This is a genomic window from Micromonospora haikouensis (genome assembly GCF_000876225.1).
Classification (GTDB): Bacteria; Actinomycetota; Actinomycetes; order Mycobacteriales; family Micromonosporaceae; genus Micromonospora; species Micromonospora haikouensis.
Genome location: NZ_JXSX01000001.1, coordinates 1,727,587 through 1,753,418 on the forward strand (window position 1 = coordinate 1,727,587; position 25,832 = coordinate 1,753,418).

At 75.7% G+C, this 25,832-nt stretch carries 8 protein-coding genes; all 8 read left to right on the top strand.

Features of this window, described 5'->3' with window-relative positions; genetic code table 11:
• The first annotated feature begins 220 nt into the window (after positions 1-220).
• The 8 genes from TK50_RS07690 to TK50_RS07720 are packed head-to-tail and all read left to right on the top strand — an operon-like array spanning position 221 to position 25,784.
• Entirely contained in the window at positions 221-451 is a 231-nt protein-coding gene (locus TK50_RS07690; RefSeq protein WP_199485978.1) for an MbtH family protein, read from the top strand.
• The gene (locus TK50_RS32050; RefSeq protein WP_052503653.1) at positions 444-8,498 is read left to right on the top strand and encodes a non-ribosomal peptide synthetase; all 8,055 of its coding nucleotides are present in this window, start codon (positions 444-446) and stop codon (positions 8,496-8,498) included. The genes TK50_RS07690 and TK50_RS32050 overlap by 8 nt, the downstream gene beginning before the upstream one ends.
• Complete coding sequence (locus TK50_RS32055) at positions 8,495-16,303, top strand: non-ribosomal peptide synthetase (protein WP_052503654.1); 7,809 nt, start codon at positions 8,495-8,497, stop codon at positions 16,301-16,303. The genes TK50_RS32050 and TK50_RS32055 overlap by 4 nt, the downstream gene beginning before the upstream one ends.
• Before the next feature lie 5 nt (positions 16,304-16,308).
• Positions 16,309-18,120 carry a carbamoyltransferase family protein gene (locus TK50_RS07700; protein WP_063838557.1) on the top strand — a complete coding sequence of 604 codons (1,812 nt, stop codon included), beginning with the start codon at positions 16,309-16,311 and terminating at the stop codon, positions 18,118-18,120.
• Positions 18,117-21,686 carry a non-ribosomal peptide synthetase gene (locus TK50_RS07705; RefSeq protein WP_043962100.1) on the top strand — a complete coding sequence of 1,190 codons (3,570 nt, stop codon included), beginning with the start codon at positions 18,117-18,119 and terminating at the stop codon, positions 21,684-21,686. Before TK50_RS07700 ends, TK50_RS07705 begins: the two co-directional genes overlap by 4 nt.
• On the top strand, positions 21,667-22,869 hold the full coding sequence (locus tag TK50_RS07710) for a cytochrome P450 (protein WP_043962101.1): 1,203 nt from the start codon (positions 21,667-21,669) through the stop codon (positions 22,867-22,869). The genes TK50_RS07705 and TK50_RS07710 overlap by 20 nt, the downstream gene beginning before the upstream one ends.
• On the top strand, positions 22,870-24,093 hold the full coding sequence (locus TK50_RS07715) for an MFS transporter (RefSeq protein ID WP_052503655.1): 1,224 nt from the start codon (positions 22,870-22,872) through the stop codon (positions 24,091-24,093). It abuts the gene before it with no gap.
• Complete coding sequence (locus TK50_RS07720; RefSeq protein ID WP_043962102.1) at positions 24,090-25,784, top strand: condensation domain-containing protein; 1,695 nt, start codon at positions 24,090-24,092, stop codon at positions 25,782-25,784. Before TK50_RS07715 ends, TK50_RS07720 begins: the two co-directional genes overlap by 4 nt.
• Positions 25,785-25,832 lie beyond the last annotated feature (48 nt).

A 25,832-nucleotide genomic window follows, 5' to 3' on the forward strand; every position in this document is an offset into this window, starting at 1 on the left:
GAATTCCGCCGTCGGCGATTCCGGCCTGCCCGCCCGACCTCGGCCTTCCCGTGGGCTGCCGGTCCGACCGCGCGCTCTCGCCGAAACCGTTTACACCAACTGCCACTTGGTGAAGTGGCAATTTCTGGCCGCCGCCGCTATCGCCCGGCAGGATTCTCCCCGGCCGCTTCCGGGGGCTATGTGGACTCCCTGCGGCATCGATGTGGACCGGAGGCGGATCATGAATCCATTCGACGATGCGGACGGCACTTTCCTGGTGCTGGTGAACGCCGAGTCGCAGCACTCGTTGTGGCCGGAATTCGCCGAGGTGCCGGCGGGCTGGACCGTGGCATGGGGGCCGGGCGGCCGCGACGACGCGCTGCGCTTCGTCGAGGAGAACTGGCAGGACATGCGGCCGAAGAGCCTCGCCCTCGCCATGGACCAGGCCGAGAACGCCGCGTTCCATGGGTGAGGACGGTCGGCGCTGGCCGCTGAGCAGCGAGCAGCAGCGGCTGTGGTTCATCGACCGGCTGGCGCCGGCCAGCGCCGCCTACCACGTGCCGGTGTCGTGGCGGCTGCGGGACGCCGTACCGCTGCCGGAGGTCGTCGCCACCGTCGGCCGCCTGCTGGCCCGGCACGACGCGCTGTTCACGGCCTTCGCGGAGGTCGACGGCGAGCCGGTGCAGCGCCTGCTGCCGGCCCGCGAGCTGCCCCTGGAGGTGCACGACCTCACCGGCTGCCCGGCCGCCGAGCGCGACGCCCGGTGCGCCGAGGTGGTGCGGGAGGTGTCCCGCCGACCGTTCGACCTGGGCACCGGGCCCCTGGTCCGCGCGGCGGTGTTCGCCGTTGACGACCAGGTGCGGCTGCTCCACCTCACGTTCCACCACATCGCCGTCGACGGCCTCTCGCTGGAGATCGTCGAACGCGACCTGGCCGCCGGCCTGGGCGGTGCTCCCGTCCCGCCCCCGCCCCGGGCCGCGTACGTCGAGCACTGCGCCCGGCAGCAGGAATGGCTGGCCGGGCCGCAGGCGCAGCGGGACCTCGACCGGCGCGTCGAGCAGTTGCGGGGCGCGCCGGAACTGCTCGAACTCGGCCGCGACCGGCCCCGGCCCCGCGACTTCACCTACCGGGGCGAGACCCTGCGGTTCACCGTGGAGCCCGGCGTCCGCGACCGGGTGCGGGCCCTGGCGGCGGGCAGCGGCGTCACGCCGTACGTGGTGCTGCTGGCGGCCTTCCACGTCTTCCTGCACCGGCAGACCGGGCAGACCGACCTCGTCGTCGGCTCGCCGGTCGCCGGCCGGGGGGACACCCGGTTCCTGGACGTGGTGGGCCTGTTCGCCGGCACGATGGTGGCCCGCACCGACCTGGGCGGCGAGCCGACGTTCGAGGCCGTCGTGGCGCGCACCCAGGAGTCGGTGCTGGAGGCCCTGGAGCACCTCGACGTGCCGTTCGACCGGCTCGTCAACCGCCTCGTGCCGCAGCGGGTGCCCAGCCACGGCCCGCTCGTGCAGGTGCTGTTCGCGTTCCACGAGACCGGGCCGGCGGCCGGGGCCGGCGCCGCGGGCGGAGCCGGGGCGGGAGCCGGCGGGTCGTTCCTCACCCGCGAGTTCGTGCCGACGGACACGGCGAAGCTGGACCTCACGTTCACCGTCTACGACGTCGGCGACCGCTTCGACATCGAGATCGAGTACTGCACGGACCTGTTCGGCCGCGACTCGGTCGAGCACTTCTTCCGGCACTGGTCGCACCTGCTGTCGAGCGCTCTCGCGCAGCCCCGGCTGGCGATCGGACGCCTCGCGGCGACGGACGCCGCCGAGCGGTCGCTGATCCGGTCCTGGTCGGCGGCCCAGACGTCGGCGGCGGTGGACCCGGCGGGTGACGACGCCGACCTGACGGTGCACGAGTTGGTGGGTCGGTGGGTGGATCGGTCGCCGGGTGCGGTGGCGGTGGTGTGTGGGGAGGTGGTGTTGACGTATGGGGAGTTGGGTGCGCGGTCGGATGTGGTGGCGGGGTTGTTGCGGGGGTTGGGGGTTGGTGGGGGTTCGTTGGTGGGGGTGTGTGGTGGGCGGTCGGTGGAGTTGGTGGTGTGGTGTCTGGGGGTGTTGAAGGCTGGTGGGGCGTATGTGCCGTTGGATGTGGATTATCCGGCGGAGCGGTTGTCGTGGATGTTGGCGGATTCGGGTGTGTCGGTGGTGTTGGGGGGTGTGGGTGCGGCGGGTCGGTTGCCGTCGGGTCCGTGGCGGGTGGTGGAAATCGACGGGGAAGCTGTGGAGCCGGTCGACGAGGTTCCGCCGGTGCGGGTGTCGGGGGACAGCGCGGCGTATGTGATCTACACGTCGGGGTCGACCGGCCGCCCCAAGGGCGTCACCGTGACCCACCGCAACGCGGTCCGGCTGTTCGCCTCGGCCGCCCGCGACTTCACCTTCGGCCCCGACGACGTCTGGTCCATGTTCCACAGCTCGTCGTTCGACGTCTGCGTCTGGGAGACGTGGGGCGCGCTGGGCAGCGGCGGCCGGCTCGTCGTGGTGCCCTACTGGGTCTCCCGCAGCCCCGACGACCTGTACGCGCTCGTGCGGGACGCGGGCGTGACCGTGTTCAGCCAGACCCCGTCCGCGTTCGTCCAGTTCGAGGCCGCCGACGCCCGCCTCGCCGACCCGCTGCCGCTGGCGCTGCGCTACGTCGTCTTCGCCGGTGAGGCCCTGGACCACGGGTCGGTGCGCCGGTGGGCCGGGCGGCACGGCTGGGACCGGCCGCGACTGGTCAACATGTACGGGATCACCGAGACCACCGTGCACAACACGTTCCGCGAGGTCGGGCCCGACGACCTGACCCGCGCCCTCACCCAGATCGGCCGCCCGCTGGCGGACCTGGCGATCCACGTCCTCGACGGGAACCTGCGGCCCTGCCCGGTCGGCGTCATCGGCGAGATGTACGTCGGCGGGCCCGGGGTCGCCCGGGGCTACCTCGGCCAGCCCGGACTGACCGCCGGACGCTTCGTGGCGGACCCGGTCGGCGACGAGCCGGGCGCGCGCCTCTACCGCAGCGGCGACCTGGCCCGGTGGCGTCCCGACGGGACCCTGGAGTACGCCGGCCGCGCCGACAGCCAGATCAAGATCCGGGGCTTCCGGGTGGAGCTGACCGAGATCGAGGCCGTCGCCCACCAGTTCCCCGGCGTCACCGGCACGGCCGTCACCATCCGGCCCGACGACGCGGGGGCCCCGCAGCTCATCGCGTACGTGGTGCCGGAGGCCGGGTCGACGGTGGCGGTCGCCGAGCTGCGGCAGTGGCTGGCGGACCGGCTGCCCGACTACATGGTGCCGGCGCGGTTCGTGGAGCTGGCGGCGATCCCGCTGACGCCGAGCGGCAAGACCGACCACCGGCGGCTGCCCGACCCCGTCGAGGAGGCCCGCCCCGCAGGCAGCGGCGACTACGTCCCCCCGCAGGGCCCGGTGGAGCGGCGGCTCGCCGAGATCTGGGTCGACGCGCTCGGCCCCGTCCAGGTGGGCCGGCACGACAACTTCTTCCACCTCGGCGGCGACTCGATCCGCAGCATCCGGGTGCTCGGCGCGGCCCGCGCCAGCGGCATCTCCTTCGAGCTGCAGGAGCTGTTCCATCGCCCCACGATCGCCGAACTCGCCGCCGTGTGCACGGTCGTCGACGTCCCCGACGCCCCGACGCGCCGCCCGTTCGAGCTGGTCGACGCCGCCGACCGGGCCCACCTGCCGGGCGGGCTCGTCGACGCGTACCCGATGACGGCGTTGCAGGTCGGCATGGTCTACGAGATGACCCGCGACCCGGAGCGGCTGCCGTACCACAACGTCGACAGCATGAAGGTGCGCGCGCCGTTCGAGGCCGACGCCTTCTCCCGGGCGGTCGCGCACGTCGTGCGCCGGCACCCGATCCTGCGTACGGCGCTGTCGCTCACCGACTACAGCGAACCGCTGCAGCTCGTGCACGCCGAGGCGGTCCTGCCGGTCGGCTGCGACGACCTGCGCGACCTCGACGAGGCGGCGCAGGACGAGATCGTCCGGGCCTACCTGGAGCACCAGCGGGTCACCCCGTTCGACCACGACCGCCCGCCGTTGCTGCGGATGCACGTGCACCGCCGCTCGGACGACGTGTTCCAGTGGACGCTCACCGAGCACCACGCCGTGTTCGACGGCTGGAGCCTGCACTCCACGCTCAGCGAGATCATGCGGGTCTACCAGGGCCTGCGCGACGGCGTCGAGCCGGCGGACCCGCCGCTGACCGCGCAGTACCGCGACTTCGTCGAGCTGGAACGCGCCGCCCTCACCTCGACCGAGACCGAACGGTTCTGGCGCGAGCGGCTGGCCGAACCGCCGGACACCCGCCTGCTGCGCTGGCCCGACGGGCCCGTGCCAGAGCTGCCCGGCGAGCAGCGCTTCCTGGGCGAGTGGTGGTATTCCACCGACGCCCGCCAGCGCTACGGCTCGGTGGAGACCGTGCTCAGCCCCGAGCTCTGCGCGGCGCTCGGGGACCTGGCCAACCGGTGCGGCACCCCGCTGAAGGCCCTCTTCGTCGCGGCCTGCCTGCGTACGGTCGGCTACGCCACCGGCGCGACGGACGTGCTGGTCGGCGTGACCGCCAACGGCCGGCCGGAGGAGGCCGGCGGCGACGACGTGCGGGGACTGTTCCTCAACACGCTGCCGTTCCGGCTGGCGCTGCCCGACGGCACGTGGACGGACCTGATCGCCGCGGTCTTCGCGGCCGAGCGCGACATGCTGCCGCACCGCCGCTTCCCCATGGCCGAGATGCAGCGCCGGCTCGGCATGGACCAGCCGGTCAACGTCAACTTCGTCTACAACCACTTCCACGTGATGGCCGAGATGCTCTCCGGCCGGGGCACCGAGATCCTCGACGGCAAGATCGGCAGCTTCTCCACCGTCCGCGCCGAGCCGACGAACTTCCCGCTCAACATCGGCGTCGTCCGCGACCCGGTCTCCGACCGGGTGCTGCTGGCCATGGACTTCCACACCGACGCCGTCCGGGCCGAGCAGGTCCGGCTGCTGCGCGACTGGTTCGTGGCCGCCCTGTGGGACATGGTGACCAACCCGGACCGCCGGTACCTGCGCGAGCCGCTGGCCGGCGCGGCGGAGCGGTCCCTGCTCGCCTCCTGGTCGGCGGCGGCCGCGCCGCCCCCGGCGCCGGCCGATCGCGCGCTGCTGGTGCACGAGTTGGTGGGTCGGTGGGTGGATCGGTCGCCGGGTGCGGTGGCGGTGGTGTGTGGGGAGGTGGTGTTGACGTATGGGGAGTTGGGTGCGCGGTCGGATGTGGTGGCGGGGTTGTTGCGGGGGTTGGGGGTTGGTGGGGGTTCGTTGGTGGGGGTGTGTGGTGGGCGGTCGGTGGAGTTGGTGGTGTGGTGTCTGGGGGTGTTGAAGGCTGGTGGGGCGTATGTGCCGTTGGATGTGGATTATCCGGCGGAGCGGTTGTCGTGGATGTTGGCGGATTCGGGTGTGTCGGTGGTGTTGGGGGGTGTGGGTGCGGCGGGTCGGTTGCCGTCGGGTCCGTGGCGGGTGGTGGAGGTCGACGGGGAGGCTGCGGCCGAGGTCGGTGAAGTCCCGCCGCCGGTGCCGGCGACAGGGGACAGTGCGGCGTATGTGATCTACACGTCGGGCTCGACCGGCCGCCCCAAGGGCGTCACCGTCCCGCACTCCGCCGTCGCCCGGCTGCTGCACTGGGGCGAGGAGTTCCTGACCGCCGGCCCCGACGACGTCTGGTCCATGTTCCACAGCTCGTCGTTCGACTTCTCCGTGTGGGAGATCTGGGGCGCGCTGAGCACCGGCGGCCGGGTCGTCGTGGTGCCCTACTGGGTCTCCCGCAACCCCGAGGACTTCCACCGCCTGGTCACCGACGCCGGGGTCACCGTGCTCAACCAGACCCCCTCCTCGTTCGCCCAGTTCGAGGACGTGGACTCCCGGTCCGACCGGCCCCACGCGCTGCGCTGGGTGGTCTTCGGCGGCGAGGCCCTGGAGCACGCCTCGGTGCGCCGGTGGGCCGCCCGGCACGGCTGGGACCGCCCGCGACTGGTCAACATGTACGGGATCACCGAGACCACCGTGCACGTCACCGCGCGTACCCTCGGGCCCGACGACGTCGGCGACGGCCTCAGCCGGATCGGCCGCGAGGTGGCCGGCCTGACCGCCCACGTCCTCGACCCGATGCTCGTGCCCGTGCCGCTCGGCGCGGTCGGCGAACTCTACGTCGGCGGCGCGCGGCTGGCGCGCGGGTACGTGGGGCGACCCGGACTCACGGCGGAGCGGTTCGTCGCCGACCCGTACGCCAGCCCGCCCGGCGGCCGGCTCTACCGCACCGGCGACCGGGTGCGGCTGCGCCCCGACGGCGACCTGGAGTACGCCGGCCGCGTCGACAACATGGTCAACATCCGGGGCTTCCGGGTCGAACCCGGCGAGGTCGAGGCGACGATCGCCCGGCACCCGGACGTCGGCGCGGCCGTCGTGGTGACCCGCCCCGACGAGGCGGGACGCGCCGGGCTCGTCGGCTACGTCACCCCCGCCGGCTCCGCCACCCTCACGGCGGCGCAGGTCCGCGAGTGGCTGCGCCACCAGCTTCCCGAGTACCTGCTGCCGGCGCGGCTCGTGGTGCTCGACGCGCTGCCGCTGACCCCGACCGGGAAGGTCGACCGGGCGGCGCTGCCCGAGCCCGAACTCGACGGGTCGCTCACCGGCCCGGCCCCCCGCACCCCGGCCGAACGCATCCTGTGCGACCTCTTCGCCGAGCTGCTCGGCGTGCCGGAGCTGGGCATCGACGGCAGCTTCTTCGGCCTCGGCGGCGACAGCATCATGTCCATCCAGCTCGTCAGCCGGGCCCGCCGCGCCGGCCTGCAGCTCAAGCCGAAGGACGTCTACCAGCAGCGCACCGTGCGCGCCCTGGCCGCCGTGGCGACCACCGTGGACGGTGCCGACGGCGGCCCCGCCGACGACGGCACCGGCACCGTGCCACTGACGCCGATCATGGCCTGGGCCCGGGAGGAACTCGGCGGCCCGCTGGACGCGTTCAGCCAGTCGATGCTGGTGCGGGTGCCCGCCGGGCAGACCGTCGAGCGGGTCCGCGAGGCCGTGCAGGCGCTGCTCGACCACCACCCCGCGCTGCGGATGCGGGCCCGCACCGGGCCGGGCGACGAGCCGTGGGAGCTGGAGATCCCACCCGCCGGGGCGGTACGCGCCGACGACTGCCTGCGCGTCGTCGACCTCGCCGACGCCGACGCGGCCGACCGGCCGGCGCTCATCGCCGCGCAGGCGCGGGCCGCCCGCGAGCGGCTGCGCCCCGCCGACGGCGTGCTCGTGCAGGCCGTCTGGTTCGCCGCCGGCCCGGCAGTCGGGAACCGGCTGCTGCTGGTCGTGCACCACTTCGCCGTCGACGGGGTGTCGTGGCGGATCCTGCTGGCCGACCTGCGCGCGGCCTGCGCCGCGCTCGACGCGGGGCGACGGCCGGAGCTGGAGCCGGCGGGCACCACGCTGCGCAGCTGGGCGCGGCAGGTCGCGGCCCTGGCCGGGGAGCCGACCCGCGACGACGGGCCGACGCGCGACGACGGGCCAGACCGCGTCGATGCGCCGACCCGCGCCGACGAGCTGGCCGCCTGGACGCGGCTGCTGGACCGGCCCGACCCGCCCCTGGGCGACCGGCCCCTCGACCGCCGCGTCGATGTCCACGGGCGGCTGCGCAGCGTCACCCGCACCGCGTCGCCGGCCTGCACCTCCGCCGCGCTGACCACCGCACCGGCCGCCTACCGGACGGGGGTGGACGAGATCCTGCTCAGCGCGCTGGCGCTGGCGCTGCCGCCCTGGCTGGCCCGGCGGGGCCGGGGCGGCTCCGACGGGGTGCTGGTCGCCCTGGAGGGGCACGGCCGCGACGGGCTCGTGCCCGACGCCGACCTGTCCCGCACCGTCGGCTGGTTCACCCGCATCCATCCCGTCCGGCTCGACCCGGGCCCCGTCGACGGGGCGCAGGCGCGCACCGGCGGCCCGACCGTCAGCGCCGCCGTCAAGCGCGTCAAGGAGCAGCTCAACGCCCTGCCCCCGGCCGGCGGGTACGGCGTGCTGCGCTACCTCGACCCCCGGACCGGCCCCGCGCTCGCCCGGATGCCGGCCCCGCAGGTGGCCTTCAACTATCTCGGCCGGTTCCCCGCCGCCGAGCCGGACGACTGGGGTCCGGCGGAGGAGGGCCTCGTGCTGCGGGGCGGGGCCGACCCGGGCGACCCCGTGCCGCACGCCCTGGAGATCGGCGCCGTCACTGTCGACGGCCCGGCCGGGCCGCAGTTGCGTACCACCTGGTCGTGGCCGGCGGGGCTGCTGGCCGAGACCGACGTGGCCGACCTGGCCGACGACTGGCACGCCGCCCTGGAGGCCGTCGTGGCCAGCTCGGCGACACCGTCCGCCGGCGGTCACACGCCGGCGGACCTGCCGCTGGTCTCGCTGACCCAGGACGAGATCGACGACCTTGAGCAGGAACTCGCGGCGGAACAGGGAGCGGTGTCATGACGACGTCGAACATCGAGGACATCCTGCCGCTGGCGCCGTTGCAGGCCGGGATGATGTTCCACTCCTGGCAGCGCAGCGCCGGCCCGGAGGTGCAGACCGCGCAGCTCATCCTCGACCTGCACGGCCGGCTGGACGCCGCCGCCCTGCGCGCCGCGGCGGAAGGGCTGCTGCGCCGGCACCCCAACCTGCGGGCCAGCTTCCGGGAACGCCGCTCCGGCGCGCCCGTGCAGGTGATCACCACGGGGGCGGGCCTGTCGTGGACGGAGGTGACCGTCGAGCCGGGGGAGGACCCCGACGCCGCCCTCGCCCGGCACACCGAGGCCGACCAGGGCCGCCGGTTCGACCTGCGGCGGGCCCCGCTGATCGTGTTCCGGCTGATCCGCGTCGACGGCGACCGGCACCGGCTCGTCGTCACGTACCACCACATCCTGCTCGACGGCTGGTCCACGTCCCTGCTGATCCGCGAGCTGTGCGCCCTCTATGAGCACGGCGGCGACGGCGCGGCGCTGCCGCCGCCGGTGCCGTACCGGGACTTCCTCGCCTGGCTCGCCGCGCAGGACCGGCCGCGCGCCGAGGCGGCCTGGCGGGCGGCGCTGGCCGACCTGGACGGGCCGACCCTCGTCGCCCCCGCCGACCCCACCCGCGCCCCCGTCTGGCCGGGCAGCCTGCCCGGCGAACTCGGGCCGCAGGAGACGGCGGACCTCGTCGCGTTCGCCCGCCGGCACGACCTCACCGTCAACACCGTCGTCCAGGCCGCGTGGGCGCTGCTCGTCGGCCAGCTCACCGGCCGCTCCGACGTGACGTTCGGCGCGGCCGTGTCCGGGCGGCCCCCCGAGCTGGCCGGCGCGGAGAGCATGGTCGGCCTGCTGATGAACGTCGTGCCGGTGCGCGTGCGGCTGCGCCGCGACGAACCGCTGTCGGCGCTGCTGACGCGGATCCAGCACGAGCAGGCGCACCTCATCGAACACCACCACCTGGGCCTCGCCGACGTGCAGAAGGTCGCCGGGACGGGCGAGCTGTTCGACACCTGCGTCGCGTTCGAGAACTTCCCCGAGTCCGGTGAGCTGCGCTGCGGGCCGCTGCGCGTCGAAGCGGGCGCGGACGACGCCGCCCACTACCCGCTGAGCCTCAACGCGGCGGCCGGCACCCGGCTGCGGCTGCGGCTGTCGTACCGGCCGGACCTGTTCCCGGCGGCCTTCGCCCGGGGCCTGCTGCGCCGGTTCACCCGGCTGCTGACGGACCTGCCCGCCGCGACGGCGACCCGCACCGGGCGGCTCGACCTGCTCGGCGTCGAGGAGCGGCACCGGCTGTCGACCCAGTCCCGCAACCCCGACCCGGTGCCCGTGGCGACGCTGCCGGCCCTGGTGGAGGCGTGGGCCGCCCGCACCCCCGACGCGGTCGCCGTGCGCTGCGGCGCGCGCAAGCTGACGTACGCCGAACTGAACGCCGACGCGAACCGGCTCGCCCACGCGCTCGTCGCCCGGGGGATCGGCCCGGAGCGGCTCGTCGCGCTCGCCCTGCCGCGCGGCATCGACCTCGTCACCGCGATCCTCGCCGTCACCAAGGCCGGCGGCGGCTACCTGCCGGTCGACCCGGAGTACCCGCGCCCCCGCGTCGAGCAGATGCTGGCCGACGCCGAGCCGGCCTGCGTGGTGTTCGCCGGGGCGGACGCCGCGCCGGTGGCCCGCGTCGCCGCCGAGGCCGCCGGGCTGCCCCGTCTCGACCTGCGCGACCCGGCGCTGGCGGCGGAGCTGGCCGCCCGCCCGGACCGCGACCCGACCGACGGGGACCGCCGCGTCCCCCTGCTGCCGACCCACCCCGCGTACGTGATCTTCACGTCCGGGTCCACCGGCCGCCCCAAGGGCGTCGTCGTCACCCACCGGGGCGTCAGCAGCCTCGCCGCCACCCAGGCCGCCCACCTCGGCGTCGACGGGCGGGCCCGGGTCCTCCAGTTCGCCTCGCCCAGCTTCGACGCCTCGTTCTGGGAGCTGTGCATGGCGCTGACCTGCGGCGCGGCGCTGGTCGTGCCGACCGAGCGGCTGCTCGTCGGCGAGCCGCTCGCCGAGTGCGTCCGGGCGCACGGGGTCACCCACGCGACGCTGCCCCCGGCGGTGCTCACCCAGCTCGCCGTGCAGCCGCTGCCGACCCTGCGCTCCCTGGTGCTGGCCGGCGAGGCGCTGCCCGCCGAACTGGTGACCCGCTGGGCGCCGGGCCGCCGCATGGTCAACGCGTACGGCCCGACCGAGACGACGGTGTGCGCCACCATCAGCGCCGACCTGCGCGCCGACCGGGTCGAGGCCGGGGCCGCCGTGCCCATCGGCCGCCCGGTCCGCAACTGCCAGGTGTACGTCCTCGACGACAGCCTGCGGCTCGTCCCCGCCGGGGTGGCCGGCGAGCTGTACGTGTCGGGGCGGGCGCTGGCCCGCGGCTACCTGCGCCGGCCGGGGCTGACCGCGACCCGGTTCGTCGCCGACCCGTACTCGGGGCCGGGCGAGCGGATGTACCGCACCGGCGACCTGGTGCGCTGGCGTCCCGACGGGGAGCTGGAGTTCGTCGGCCGGGTCGACGACCAGGTGAAGGTGCGGGGGCACCGGATCGAGCCCGGCGAGGTGGAGGCGGTGCTGACCCGCCACGACGCCGTCGCCCAGGCGGCGGTGGTCGTCCGCGAGGTCGGCACGGGCGGCCGGCAGTTGGTCGCGTACCTGGTCGGGACGGCGGGCGGACCCGCCCCCGACCCGGCGGCCGTGCGCGCCTTCGTCGCCGCCCACCTGCCCGAGTTCATGGTGCCGAACATCTTCGTGCGGCTCGCGGCCCTGCCCTTGACCCCCAACGGGAAGGTCGACCGGCTGGCCCTGCCCGCGCCCGGCCAGGAGCCCGCCCCCGGCGACGACCTGCCGGGCACGGCCACCGAGAAGCTGCTGTGCGACCTGTTCGCCGAGGTCCTCGGCGTGCCCACCGTCGGCGTGGGGGACAGCTTCTTCGGCCTCGGCGGCGACAGCATCTCGTCGATCCAGCTCGTGAGCCGGGCGCAGAGCGCGGGGCTGGCCATCCGGCCCCGGGACGTCGTCGCCCACCCGACCGTCGCGCGGCTGGCCGCCGCCGCCGACCTGGCCGCCGACGTCGCCGCCGACCGCACCCGCGACGCCGCCGTCGCCCGCGCCGACGACGGGGTCGGCGAGCTGGACCCGACGCCGATCATGGAGTGGCTGCGGGCGGCCGGCGGGCCGGTGGACGGCTACTACCAGTCCATGGTGGTGCGCGTGCCGGCCGGGCTCACCGAGGCCGACCTGCGCGCCGCCGTGCAGGCGGTCCTCGACCGGCACGACACGCTGCGGATGCGGCTGGACCGGCCGTCCTGCCCCGACGGCCCGTGGCGGCTCGACGTGGCCGCGCCGGGCAGCGTGCCGGCCGCCTCGGTGCTGACCCGGGTGCCCGTCGACCCGGCCGATCCGGAGCCGGCCCTGCGGGCGGTCGTGGCCGCGCACGCCCGCGCGGCGCAGGCCCGGCTCGCGCCGGCCGCGCGGGTCATGCTCCAGGCCGTCTGGTTCGACGCCGGCCCGCAGGCCCGGGGCCGGCTGCTGCTGGCCGCCCACCACCTCGCCGTCGACGCCACCTCCTGGGGGATCCTGCTGCCCGACCTGGCCGCCGCGTGGGCGGCCGCGTCGGCCGGCGCCCGGCCCGAGCTGGCCCCGGTCACCACCTCGTTCCGGCGGTGGTCGGCGCTGCTCGCCGAGGAGGCGACCCGGCCGGCGCGCACCGCCGAGCTGGACCTGTGGCGCGGGGCGCTGGCGGCACCCCCGCCGCCCGTCGGCACCCGCCCGGCCGACCCGGCCCGGGACACCGCCCGCACCGCCCGCAGCCTGGCCCAGACCGTGCCGGCGGAGCTGTCGGCGGCGCTGCTGCGCCGCGTCCCCGACGCGTACCACGCCGGGGTCGACGAGGTGCTGCTGGCCGCGCTGACCATCGCGGTCGCGTCCGCCCGGCCCGGCGGGCTGCTCGTCGACGTCGAGAGCCACGGCCGGCAGCCGCTGACCGAGCACGTCGACCTCGCCCGCACCGTCGGCTGGTTCACCAGCCTGTTCCCGCTGCGGGTGGACCCGGCCGGCGTGGACTGGGCGGACGTGTGGGCGGCCGGGGCGGGCGTCGGCACCGTCGTCAGGGAGGTCAAGGAGCGGCTGCGGGCCGTGCCCGACAACGGCATCGGGTACGGGCTGCTGCGCCACCTCAACCCGGCCACCGGCCCCGAACTCGCCGGGCTGGGCCGCCCGCAGCTCGGCTTCAACTACCTGGGCCGGCTGAGCGGCGCGGCGGAGGCCGACTGGACCCCCATCGCGCAGGACGCCCTCGGCGGCGACGTCGACGCGGACATGCCGCTGCCGCACGCCGTGTCGCTGAACGCCGTGGCCGTGGACGCCGCCGACGGGCCCCACCTGCGGGCCACCTGGACCTGGGCCGGCGACGCCGTGCCCGAGCACCGGGTCCGCGAGCTGGCCGACGCGTGGCTGCGCGCGCTACAGGTGCTGGCCGACAGCGCGGCGACCCCGGCGGCGGGCCGGATCCCGTCGGACTTCGACCTGGTCGACGTCGGGCAGGCCGAACTCGACGCCATCGGGGCCGAGTACCCGCGCCTGACGGACCTGCTGCCGCTCGCGCCGCTGCAGGAGGGCATCCTCTACCACGCCACGTACGCCGGGGCCGGCGCGGACGTCTACACCGCCCAGCTCACCCTGGAGCTGACCGGCCGGCTCGACCCGCAGGCGCTGCGCCGCGCCGCCCAGGGCCTGCTCGCCCGGCATCCGCACCTCGGGGCGGCGTTCCGGCAGCGGCTCGCCGGCCCGCCGGTGCAGGTCATCGGCGACGGCGTGGAGCTGCCGTGGCAGGAGACCGACCTGTCGGCGCTGCCCGACGCGGAACGCGACGCCGAGGCCGCCCGGATCGCCGACACCGAACGGCGGCGGCGGTTCGACCCGGCCCGGCCGCCGCTGCTGCGGTTCAGCCTGGTCCGGCTCGACGCCGAGCGGCACCGCCTCGACTTCACCCACCACCACATCCTCCTCGACGGCTGGTCGCTGTCGCTGGTGGTGCGCGACCTCATCGCCCTGTACGAGCACCACCGGGGGGCCGCCGCCCCGCCGCCGCCCGTGCCGTTCCGCAGCTATCTGGCGTGGGTGGCCCGGCAGGACCGGTCCGCCGCCGAGGCGGCGTGGCGGGAGGCGCTGGGCGGGCTGGCCGAGCCGACCCTGCTGGCCGGTCCGGGCGCGGCGCACCCGACGGCGCTGCCGCGCGACGTCGACCTGGAGCTGGACGAGGAGCTGACGGCAACGCTGACCGCCCTGGCCCGGTCGCGCGGCGTGACCGTGAACACCGTGCTCCAGGGGGCCTGGGGCGTGCTGCTCGGCTACCTCACCGGCCGCGCCGACGTGGTGTTCGGCACGCCGGTGGCGGGACGCCCGCCGGACCTGCCGGGCGTCGAGCAGATGGTCGGGCTGTTCCTCAACACGCTGCCGGTGCGGGTGCGCACCGGCCCGGGGGAGACGTTCGGCGACCTGCTGACCCGGCTGCACGGCGAACAGTCGGCCCTCGTGCCGCACCAGCACCTCGGGCTGGGCGCGGTGCAGCGGCTCGCCGGCACCCAGGGCACCCTGTTCGACACCCTGTACGTCTTCGAGAACTACCCCGTCGCGCTCGACGGCGCCCCGGCCGTGGGCGAGGCCCGGATCACCGCCGTGGCGGGCCGCGACGCCACCCACTACCCGCTGGCCGTCGTCGTGCTGCCCGGCACCCGGATGCGCGTCCGCGTCAGCCACCAGCCCGACCTGGTCGACGCGGCGACGGCGACGGCGGTGCTGGAGCGGCTGGCGGCGCTGCTGCGGGCGGTCGTCGCCGAACCGGGCACCCCGGTCGCGCGGCTCGCCCCGCTCACCGGCGCGGAGCTGCGCCTGCTCGCGGACGCCAACGACACCGCCCACCCGGTAGAGGCCGCCGACGACCCGGCCGCGCCGCGCACCCTCGTCGGCCTGGTCGAGGCGCAGGCGCGGCGCACCCCCGACGCGGTCGCCGTCCGCTGCGGCGACGAGGAGCTGACCTACGCCGCCCTCGACGCCGCCGCCAACCGGCTGGCCCACCTGCTGATCGGGCGCGGGGCCGGCCCGGAGCGGGTGGTGGCCGTCGGGCTGCCCCGCTCCCCGGCCAGCCTCGTGGCGATCCTCGCCGCCGTGAAGGCGGGCGCGGCGTACCTGCCGGTGGACCCGGACTACCCGGCCGCGCGGCGGGCGCTCATGGTCCGCGACAGCGCGGCCGTCTGCGTCGTCGCGACCCGGGACACCGCCGGACAGCTGGTCGCCGACGGCTGCCCCGCCGACCGCTGCGTCGCCGTCGACGACCCGGCCGTGGTGGACCTGCTCGACCGGCAACCCGCCACCGCACCCACCGACCGGGACCGGCGCGCGCCGCTGCGCCCTCAGCACCCCGCCTACGTCATCTACACGTCCGGCTCGACCGGGCGGCCCAAGGGGGTGGTCGTCCCGCACGCCGGCATCGTCAACCGGCTGCGCTGGATGCAACAGGAGTACGGGCTGACCGCCGCCGACCGGGTCCTGCACAAGACCAGCCTCAGCTTCGACGTGTCCGTGTGGGAGATGTTCTGGCCGCTGTCCACCGGCGCGGCGGTCGTCGTCGCCGACGCCGAGGAACAGCGCGACCCGACCCGGCTGGCCCGGCTGATCGCCCGGCACGGGGTCACCACCGCACACTTCGTGCCGTCGGTGCTCGCCGCGTTCCTGGCCGAGCCGGTCGCCGCGCACTGCGCCGGCCTGCGCCGGGTGATCTGCAGCGGCGAGGCCCTCGACCCCGACCTGGCGCACCGCTTCCACGCCACCTGCGGCGCGGAGCTGCACAACCTGTACGGGCCCACCGAGGCGTCCGTGGACGTCACGTACTGGCCCGTGCCGGCCGGCGCACGCCCGGCGTACGTGCCGATCGGCCGGCCCATCTGGAACACCCGGGTGCACGTGCTCGACGGCTGCCTGCGCCCCGTACCGCCGGGCGTGGTGGGCGACCTCTACCTGGCCGGCGTCGGCCTGGCCCGGGGCTACCTGGGCCGGCCCGCCCTGACCGCCGGGCGGTTCCTGGCCGACCCGTTCGGCGGCCCGGGGGAGCGGATGTACCGCACCGGCGACCGGGCGGCCTGGGACGCCGCCGGCCAGGTGGTGTTCCACGGGCGCGACGACCAGCAGGTGAAGGTGCGGGGCTTCCGCGTCGAGCTGGGCGAGATCGACGTCGCGCTGGCCCGCTGCGCGGGCGTGGCCGCCGCCGCGACGACGGTCCGGGAGGACGTGCCGGGCATCCGCCGCGTCGTCGGCTACGTGGTGCCGCAGCCGGGAACCCCGTTCGACCCGGCCCGGCTGCGCGCCGAGCTGGCGGCGGGCCTGCCGGCGTACCTGGTGCCGGCGGCGCTCGTCGAACTCGCCGCGCTGCCGCTCGCGCCCAACGGCAAGCTCGACCGCGCCGCCCTGCCCGCGCCGCTGCCGCCGGCCGCCGAAGCCGCCAGACCCGAGGCTGATGCCGGTGCGGTCACCGCCTGGGAGGCCCGGCTGTGCGCGCTGTTCGGCGAGGTGCTCGGCGTGCCCGCCGGGGTCGACGACGACTTCTTCGACCTCGGCGGGGACTCGCTCACGGCGATGCGGCTGGTGCACGGCGTCGAGGCGCTCGGCGTCGACCTGGAGGTCCTGGAACTGATGCTGCACCCCACCCCCGGCCGACTGGCCGCGCACCTGCCCGAACCCACCCCTGCGAACGAAGGTTGACGACAATGCTGACGCTGGGATTCAGCGGCCTCGACCGCGGCACGGCGCTCAAGCGCGCGATACTCGGCGACGGGTGGCGGCGGGAACAACGGATCGTCCAGGGCCTCGACTCTGCGGCGGCCCTGGTCGACGAGACCGGGGTGATCGCCGCCGCCGCGCAGGAACGCTACGACGGCGACAAGGGCACCGGCCGCTTCCCCCGCGACGCGATCGACGCCTGCCTGCGGGCGGCCGGTGCGACGATGCGCGACGTCGAGGTCGTCGCCCACGGCTTCCGGTACGAGCCGTCCCCCGTCTGGCGGCTCGACCACCTCGCCACCCGGTGGTACGAGGAGGTGTACGCCCAGCGCGTCCAGCGGGAGACCTTCCGCGCCCACTACCCGCCCGCCGTCGCCGAACCCTGCTTCGTCCACGTGCGCCACCACGTGGCCCACGCCGCCAGCAGCTACTACCTCAGCGGCTTCGACGAGGCGCTGGTGGTCGTGGCCGACGGCATGGGCGAGCAGGAGTCGCTGACCGTGTTCGAGGGCCGGGGCGCGTCGCTCGACCAGTGCGGCAGCTACCCGATCATGAGTTCGCTGGGCATCCTCTACAGCGTCTTCACGCACTACCTGGGCTTCCAGCCCGGCATGGACGAATACAAGGTGATGGGCCTGGCCCCGTACGGGGACCGGCAGCGCTACCGGGGCCCGCTCGACGAGTTCGTCCGGCTCGACCCCGACGGCCGGTTCGCCGTGCCGCTGCTGTCGGCCAACAAGTCCCCGATGGAACGCGAGACGCACCAGGGCGTGCTGCGCCGGCTGGAGGAGAAGCTCGGCCCGGCGCGCGAGCCCGACGCCGAGCTGGCGCAGCACCACATGGACGTGGCCGCCGCCCTCCAGGACGCGCTGGAACGGACGCTGCTGCACGTGCTCACCGAGTACCGCCGCCGCACCGGGTTGCGCCGGCTCTGCCTGGCCGGCGGCGTCGCGCTCAACTGCTCCGCCAACGGGGTGATCCTGCGCAGCGGCCTCTTCGACGAGGTGTTCGTGCAGCCGGCCGCCGGCGACGACGGCACCGCCTTGGGCGCGGCCCTGGCCGCGCTGCGCGAGGCGCGGCCGGCGGCGCCGGCCGGCATGGACATGCCGTACTGGGGGGACGACCTCGCCGCCGCCGACGTCGCGGCGGCGCTGCGCGACCTCGGCCCCGGCTTCGCCGTCGCGCGGCACGCCGAGGAGGACCTGGTCCGCGAGACCGTGGCGCTGATCGAGGGCGGTGCCACGGTGGCGCTGTGCCAGGGCCGGATGGAGTTCGGCCCGCGCGCCCTGGGCAACCGCAGCATCCTCGCCGACCCGCGCTCGCCGACGATGCGCGCCCACCTCAACACGGTGGTCAAGCAGCGCGAGGAGTTCCGCCCGTTCGCCCCGGCGGTGCCCGTGGAGGACGCCGCCACCTACTTCGACATCCCGCCGGGGACGCAGGCGGCGTTCCGGCACATGCTGATGGTCACCGGCGTGCGGGAGCCCTACCGGGACCGGCTGCCCGCCGTCACCCACGTCGACGGGTCCGCCCGGGTGCAGGTGGTGCAGCGCGAGTCCGCGCCGCTGTTCTGGGGGCTGCTGCGCGAGATGGGCCGCCGGACGGGGCTGCCGGTGCTGGTCAACACGTCGTTCAACCTGCGGGGTCAGCCGATCGTCCGCACCCCCGCCGAGGCGGTCGCCACGTTCGCCCGGTCCACCCTGGACGCGCTCGTCCTCGGCGACCACCTGGTCCGGCGCACCGGCACGGGCGCCGGGGCGGGGCGCGACGCCGGTGCCGACGCGGGGAGGACCGCGTGAGTATCGACAACCAGCCGGCGACGGCCGACGCCGCGCCGTACGCCGAGATCGTGCACGCCGCCTTCGGGCAGGTGCTGCGGCGGGACCGGATCGACCCGGCCGCCGACTTCTTCGACCTCGGCGGGCAGTCCCTCCAGGCCGTCGAGGTGGCCCTCGAACTGCGCCGGCGGACCGGCATCGCCGTCGACCTGGACCTGCTGTTCACCTGCCGGCGGCCCGTCGACGTGGCCGCGCACCTTGCCCGGCACGCGCCGTCGGCGCGGGAGACCCCGATGTCGCCCACCGAGGAGCGGCTGCTGTTCTCCGACCGGCTGCACCCGGGCTCGCCGCTGTACTGCGTCCCGGTGCGCTACCGGTTCGCCGGCGACGTCGACGCCGAGGCGCTGCGCGCCGCGCTGCAGGACCTGGTGGACCGGCACGAGGCGCTGCGCACCTGCTTCACGGCGGACGGCCGGCGGCTGGTCCGGTCGGCCGCCGCGCTGCCGTGGACGGTCGTGGACCTGTCCGGGGAGGAGCCCGCGCGGGCCGCCGCCGAGGCCCGCCGGTACGTCGCGGAGGAGGCCCGCCGCCCGGTGCCCACCGACGTGCCGCCCCTGGCGCGCGCCTGCCTCGTCACCGAGCCCGGGGACCGCGCGGTCCTGCTGCTCACCCTGCACCACCTGATCGCCGACCAGCACTCGCTGGACCTGCTCGACCGCCAGCTCCAGCAGTCGTACGGCGAACGCGTCGGCCTGGCCCGGGACCTGCCGCCGCTGCGCCGCCGGGGCCTGGCCGGACGCCCCGACGCGGCGGCGGCGCGCGCCCACTGGCGGGGGCAGCTCGCCGGGTTGGGCGGCCGGATGGCGCTGCCGGCCGACCGGCCGCGCCCCGATGTGGTGGGCCCGGCCGGCGAGGTGGTGACCGCCCCGGTCGACGCCGCGCTGGTGGCCCGCCTCACCGAACTGGCGACGGCCTGCGCGGCGTCGGAGTTCATGGTGCTGCTCGCCGCGTACGCGGCGTTCCTCGCCCGGGTCGCCGCGCCCGGCGGCGCGGCGCATGCGCCGGAGGTCGTGGTCGGCGCGCCGCTGGGCGGGCGGACGGCCGACGACGAGGACACGGTCGGCATGTTCGTCAACGTCCTGCCCGTCCGGGTGCGCGTCGGGCCCGACACCACCTTCCGGCAGCTCGTCACGCAGGTGCGCGGGCAGGTCAGCGCGGCGCTGGCCTACCAGTGGACGCCGTTGCAGGAGCTGGTGGCCGACGCGACCGCCGCCGCCGGTGCGGCCGGGCACCCGCTGACCCAGGTCAGCATCTCGCACGTCGACGACCGCGCCTGGCACTGGGCCCCGGCCGGGGCCACCGCCGCCCGCGACGTCCTGTCGACCGGCACCGCCAAGTACGAGCTGCTGTGGACGGTCACCACCGGCGCGACGTCGGCGACGTCGGCGCTGGAGGCCGCCGCGGACCTGTTCACCCGGGGCCGGGCCGAGGAGCTGCACGGCCGGCTGCTGGCCGACCTCACCCGGCTCAGCGCCGCCCCGGACGCCCCCGTCGCGGCGACGCTGTCCGTCCCGGAGACCCCGCCCGCGCCGGTCGCGGCGGCTCCGTCGGTCGCGTCGGCCCCGTCCCGGCCCGCCGGCCGGGTCCCCGGCGGGTACACCCGCCAGCCCGTCGACCGGCCGGTGCACGAGCTGGTTTCGCAGCGGGCGCGCGCCTACCCGGAGGCGGTCGCCGTCCGGCACGGCGGGAAGAGCCTGAGCTACGGCGAGCTGGACGCCGCCGCCGCCGGGCTCGCGGGGCACCTGGTCGAGGCGGGCGTACGGCCGGGGGACCGGGTCGCCGTGGCCGCCGAGCGGGGCGCGGACGCGGTCACCGCGTTCCTGGCCGTGCTGCGCGCCGGGGCGGCGTACGTGCCCGTCGACGTGGCCCAGCCGCCCGCCCGCAGCCGGACGATCCTGCGCGACAGCGGCGTGCGGCTCGCCCTGTGCCAGCCGGGCGCGCAGGAGCACGTGCCGGCCGGGGTGCCGACCGTCGACCTGGCCGCCGCGCTGGCCGGGGCCGCCGACCGGCCCGCGTCGCCGCCGGTGCCGGTGACCGTCCGGCATCCCGCGTACGTCATGTACACCTCCGGCTCCACCGGGACGCCGAAGGGCGTGGTGGTGCCGCACGAGGCGATCCTGCGGCTGGTGCCGCGCTCCAACTTCCTGAGCCTGCACCCGGAGGACGTCGTCGCGCACCTGTCGAACACCGCCTTCGACGCGGCCACCCTGGAGGTCTGGGGCGCGCTGTGCGCGGGCGCGACGCTGGCGGTGGTGCCCCGCGAGGTGGCCCTGTCGCCGCACCGGATGGGGCGGTTCCTCGCCGACACCGGCGTGAGCGTCATGTTCACCACGAACGCGCTGCTCAACGCCATCGTCGCGCACGTGCCCGACGCGTTCGCCGGACTGCGGGTGCTGCTCATCGGCGGCGACCAGTACGCGCTGGAGCCGGTGCGGCGGATGCTGGCCGCCGGCGCGCCGCAGCACCTCGTCAACGCGTACGGGCCGACGGAGAACACCACCTTCTCCGCCGCCCACGAGGTGACCGCCGCCGACCTGGACCGGGGTGTCCTGCCGATCGGCGGGGCCATCGACGGCACGTACCTGCGGGTCCTCGACGACCGGCTGGCCCCCGTCGCGCCCGGCGGCACCGGCGAGCTGTACGTCGGCGGCCAGGGGCTGGCCGACGGCTACGTGGGCGACCCGGGGCGCACCGGCGCCGCGTTCGTCGCCGACCCGTACGCCGTCGAGCCCGGCGCGCGGCTCTACCGCACCGGGGACCTGGTGCGGCTGCTGCCCGACGGCGGCGTCGTGTTCCTCGGCCGCCGCGACGACCAGGTCAAGGTCAGCGGGTTCCGGGTCGAGCTGGGCGAGGTGGAGCGGGTCCTCGGCGACTGCCCCGGGGTGGGCGAGGGCGCGGTGCTGGCGGTCGCCGCCGCCGACGCCGTGGAGCTGGTCGCCGTGCTGACCGGCCCGGCCGACCCGGGCGAGGTGCGGGAGTTCCTGCGGGCCAACCTGCCGGCGTACATGGTGCCGGCGCGCTGCCACCGGGTGCGGCGGCTGCCGACGACCAACAACGGCAAGGTGGACCGGCCGGCGCTGCTGGCGGAGCTGGGCCGCGCCGCTGCCCCGGATCCGGCCGCTGCCCCGGCCCCGGATCCGGACACGCCGGTCGCCCCGGCCGACGGTTCGCCCACACCCGGCGCACCGGCCACCGCCGACGACCCGGTCGCCGCCGGTCTCGCCGACATCTGGCGGGACCTGCTGGGGGTCGCCGACGTCGCCGCCGACAGCCACTTCTTCGCGCTGGGCGGCACCTCCATCAAGGCCCTGCACCTGGTCGGCGCGGTGCACCGGCGGTTCGGCGTGGACCTGCGGATCGTCACCGTGTTCCGCCGGCCCGCCTTCGCCGACCTGGCCCGGGAGATCACCGACCTGACCCGCGAGAGCACCGACCTGGCCCGCGAGACGACCGACCCGGCCGGGGAGACCACCGACCTGGTCGGGACCGAGCGGAGGGGGCACGGCGATGGACCTGGGCGACCCTGACCTCTACCTCGACCCCGGCCGGTTCGCCCGCTGGCGCGACCACGCCGCCAGCGACGCCGTGCTGTGGAGCGAGGCCGGCACGTCGCCGGGCGGCTTCTGGTCGGTGTTCTCGCTGGCCGGGTGCCGCGCGATCCTCGCGCCGAAGGCGCCGTTCACCTCCGAGTACGGGATGATGATCGGCTTCGACCGCGACCACCCCGACAAGGCGGGCGGCGGGATGCTCGTGGTCGCCGACGGACCCCAGCACGGCCGGCTGCGCAGCGTGATCATGCCGTTCCTGTCCCGGGCGATGGCCGAGTCCCTCGACGACGTCGTCCGGCAGGAGGTGCGCCGGCTCGTCGCCGACGCCGTCTCGGCCGGCGGTGTCGACGTCGCCGCCTCGCTCGGGCCGGTGATCCCGGCGAGCGTCGTCTGCCGGATCCTCGGCGTGCCGGCGGACGACCGCGACATGCTCATCGAGCTGACCAACCACGCGTTCGGCGGCGCGGACAGCACCTTCGACCGGATGTCGCCGGAGGCGGCCCACTCGGAGATGATCCTCTACCTCGCCGACCTGGTGGCCGACCGGCGACGCAGCCCGGGCGACGACCTGATCAGCGCGCTGGCCGCCGACAGCCGCTTCGACCTGCGCGAGGTGCTCCTCAACTGCGACAACGTCCTCGTCGGCGGCAACGAGACGACCCGCCACGCGATCGCCGGCTGCTTCCACGCGCTCGCCACGTCCCCGGGGACCCTCGCTGGCCTGCGGGCCGACCCGGGCCTCGTCGGGCCGGTCGTCGAGGAGGTCATCCGGTGGACGTCGCCCGCGATGCACGTGCTGCGGGTCGCCACCGACGACGTCGACCTGCCCGGCCAGCGGGTGTCGACCGGCGACGCGGTCGTGGCGTGGCTGCCGGCGGCCAACCGGGACCCCCGCCACTTCGACGCCCCCGACGAGTTCCGCCCCGGCCGCGCCGCCAACCACCTGGGCTTCGGGTACGGCCCGCACCACTGCCTGGGCGCGGCGCTGGCCCGGCTGGAACTGCGGGCGCTGCTGCTCGCCCTGGCCGAGTTCGCGGGGGCGGTGGCCGTGCTCGGGGAGCCGGTGCCGCTGCGCTCCAACCTGGTCCACGGCTATCGCCACCTTCAGGTGCGGCTGGAACCCGTCGGCCGCCCCGCCAACCACCGAGAGGCGCTGAGTTGAGTGACCGCGTTCAGGGACGGCCGGTTTCGGCGGCTGTACATCGGCGACGCACTGTCGGGCTTCGGCGACACCGCGCTGCTGCTGGCCCTCGGCATCTGGGTCAAGGACCTCACCGGCAGCAACTCGGCCGCCGGCGTGGTCTTCCTGGCCATGGGCCTGCCGGTGCTGTTCGCCCCGCTGGCCGGGCGGCAGATCGACCGGGTACGCCGCAAGACGCTGCTGATGGTCACCAACGGCATCGCCGGGCTGGTGGTGCTGGCGCTGCTCGGGGTGCGCAGCGCCGAGGACACCTGGATCATCTACGCCGTCGCCATCGTGCACGGCTGCGTCGCCACGGTGCTCACCGCGGGGCGCAACGCCCTGCTCAAGGACCTGCTGCCCGACCGTGACCTGCCGTCGGCCAACGCGGCGTTCGGCACGCTGTTCGGGTTCACCCGCATCCTCGCGCCGCTGGTCGGCTCCGGCATCTACGCCGCGTTCGGCGGCCACCTGCTGGCGCTGATCGACGCGCTGACCTTCCTCGCCGCCATCACCGCGCTCGCGTCCGTACGTGTCGCCGAGTCGCCGCCGGAACCCACCGGCGAACGGTTCGGCACGGAGCTGCTCGCCGGCCTGCGGCACATCCGGTCGGTCCCGTTGCTGTCCCAGGTCACCCTGGTCAGCGCCGTCGCGTTCGGGGCGGTGGGGTTCCTGGAGCCGATCATCTTCGTGGTGGTCGAGGACGGGCTGCACCGACCGGCCGCGTTCTTCGGGGTGATCGTCAGCGTCCAGGGCATCGGCTCCATCGCCGCCGGCTTCACCGGCGCGTGGCTGCTGCGCCGTGCCGGCGAGGCCCGGGCCATCGGCGGGGCGCTGGTCGGCCTGGGGCTCGGCTGCGCCGCCCTGGCCGTCGGCGCGACCCCCGTCGTGCTGGGCGGGGCGATCGGGATCGGGCTCGCGGTCACCTGGTTCTCGATCGGCTGGAACACCCTGCTGCAACGGCACACCCCCTCGCGGCTGCTGGGCCGGGTCTTCACCACGGCGGGCATGCTGGTGACGGTCCCGCAGACGGCGTGCATCGGGGTGGCCGCCGTCCTCATCGGCGTCGTGGACTACCGCGTCCTGCTGGCCGTCCTGTCGCTGGTGATCCTGCTGTCCGGGCTGCGGCTGCTGACCCGCCCGAAGCCGACGCCCGTGCCCGCCGAGGAGAAGACCGACCAGACCGAGCTGGAGGTGGCCCCGTGACCACGGCCGAGACCTCGACCCTCCACCGGACGGTGCGGGTGCCGTTCGCGGGGCACCGCGCGGGCCGCTGGCCGATGCCCCACGGGCAGAGCAACGTCTTCGACTGGATGCCGAACGAGGGCACCGGCGCCGTGTTCGTCGTCCACGCCGACCTGCCCGCCGGCCGCACCGTCGACGACGTGCTCGAAGCGGCCGGCGCGCTGGTGTCCCGCCACGAGGGGCTGCGGACGGTCTACGAGGCGGGTCCCGGCGTCGAGCGGGCCCAGGTGGTGTCCCGGTCCGGCCACGTCGAGGTGACGCTGCTCGAACTCGGGCCGCAGGCGCGCGACCGCACCTGGATCACCGATCCGCCCCGCCCGTTCGACCACGGTGCCGACTTCCCCGTCCGGATGGCGGTCACCACCGACGCCGGGGTGCCGGTGCGGGCCGTCTTCGAGTTCTCCCACACCGTCGCGGACCTGGTGGGGGCGAACATCGTGCTGGACGAGTTCGTCGGGCTCGTCGCCACGCCCGCCGACCGCACGGCGGCCCCGCCGGCCTGGCAGCCCGCCGACCAGGCCGAGTACGAGCGGACCCCCGAGGCCCGCCGCCGGATGGCGAGGACGCTCGACTACTGGCGCCGGCAGCTGCACACCCTGCCGCCCTGCCTCGTCTCCACCCCGGCCCGCCGCCAGGGGCCGCCGGAGCACCGGCTCGCGACGCTGCGCTCCACCCCCGTCGCCGCGGCCCTCGCCGAGATCGCCAAGCGGGCCAGGGTCACCCCGGCCAGCGTCCTCGTCACCACGACGGCGACGCTGCTGTGCTGGTGGACCGACACCGACCGGGCGATGCTGGAGGCCCTCTACAGCAACCGGGCACTGCCCCGCATGCAAGACTTCGTCGGCAGCATCGCGCAGAGCGCGCTGGTCCCGTTCGCGCCGGCCCCCTCGTTCCACGAGACCCTGCGGCAGACGCACCTCAACATCTTCAACGCCTACCAGTACGCCTACTTCGACGCGACCGCCGTGGAGGAGCTGGTCCAGTCGATCGGCTCCCAGCGGGGCTGCCAACGGCACCGGGACCTGGTGATCAACGACATGAGCACCTCCCGGGGCGGCGTCTTCGACGGGCGGGCCGGGGTGCCGGTGCGGGGCACCGAGGTGGAGAGCGGCCTGGAGACGCAGACCACCGGCCCGGTGCAGCTCGTCATCCTGCGTACCCGGCCCACCGTCGTGGTCGGCCTCACCCACGACGTACGGCACGTCACCACCGACGAGGCGGCGGAGCTGCTGTGGTCGATGGAGCGGATCCTGCTGACGGCGGCGGAGCGGGACATCGACTACGACCGGCTCGGTGACCTGGTCGGACTCGACCGGGTCGAGCGCGGCGACAACTGGGTGGAGATCGACTCCGCCTGGATCGACCTCGCCGAAAGCGAGCGGGTGCTCCGGGAGGCGACCGGCGACCCGTACGCCAGGGTCGTGCTGCGGGACGGGCCCGTCGGCGCCCGGTCGCTCGTCGGGTACGCCGCCCCGGCCGACCCGCGCGTCGACCCGCGCGACGTGCACCGGGCGATCATGGCGACGCTCGGCGGCCGGCACGGCGCGACCGCCCCCGACTCGTACGTCCTCTGCGCCCACCCGCCCCGTCGACCCGAGGACCCGGCCGCCTGGCAGGCCCAGCCGTTCCGCGCGGCGGGCACGGGCAGGTAGGGGCAGCGCCCGTCGAACCTTTGCCGCCCCGCGTCCGTACCACTGTGC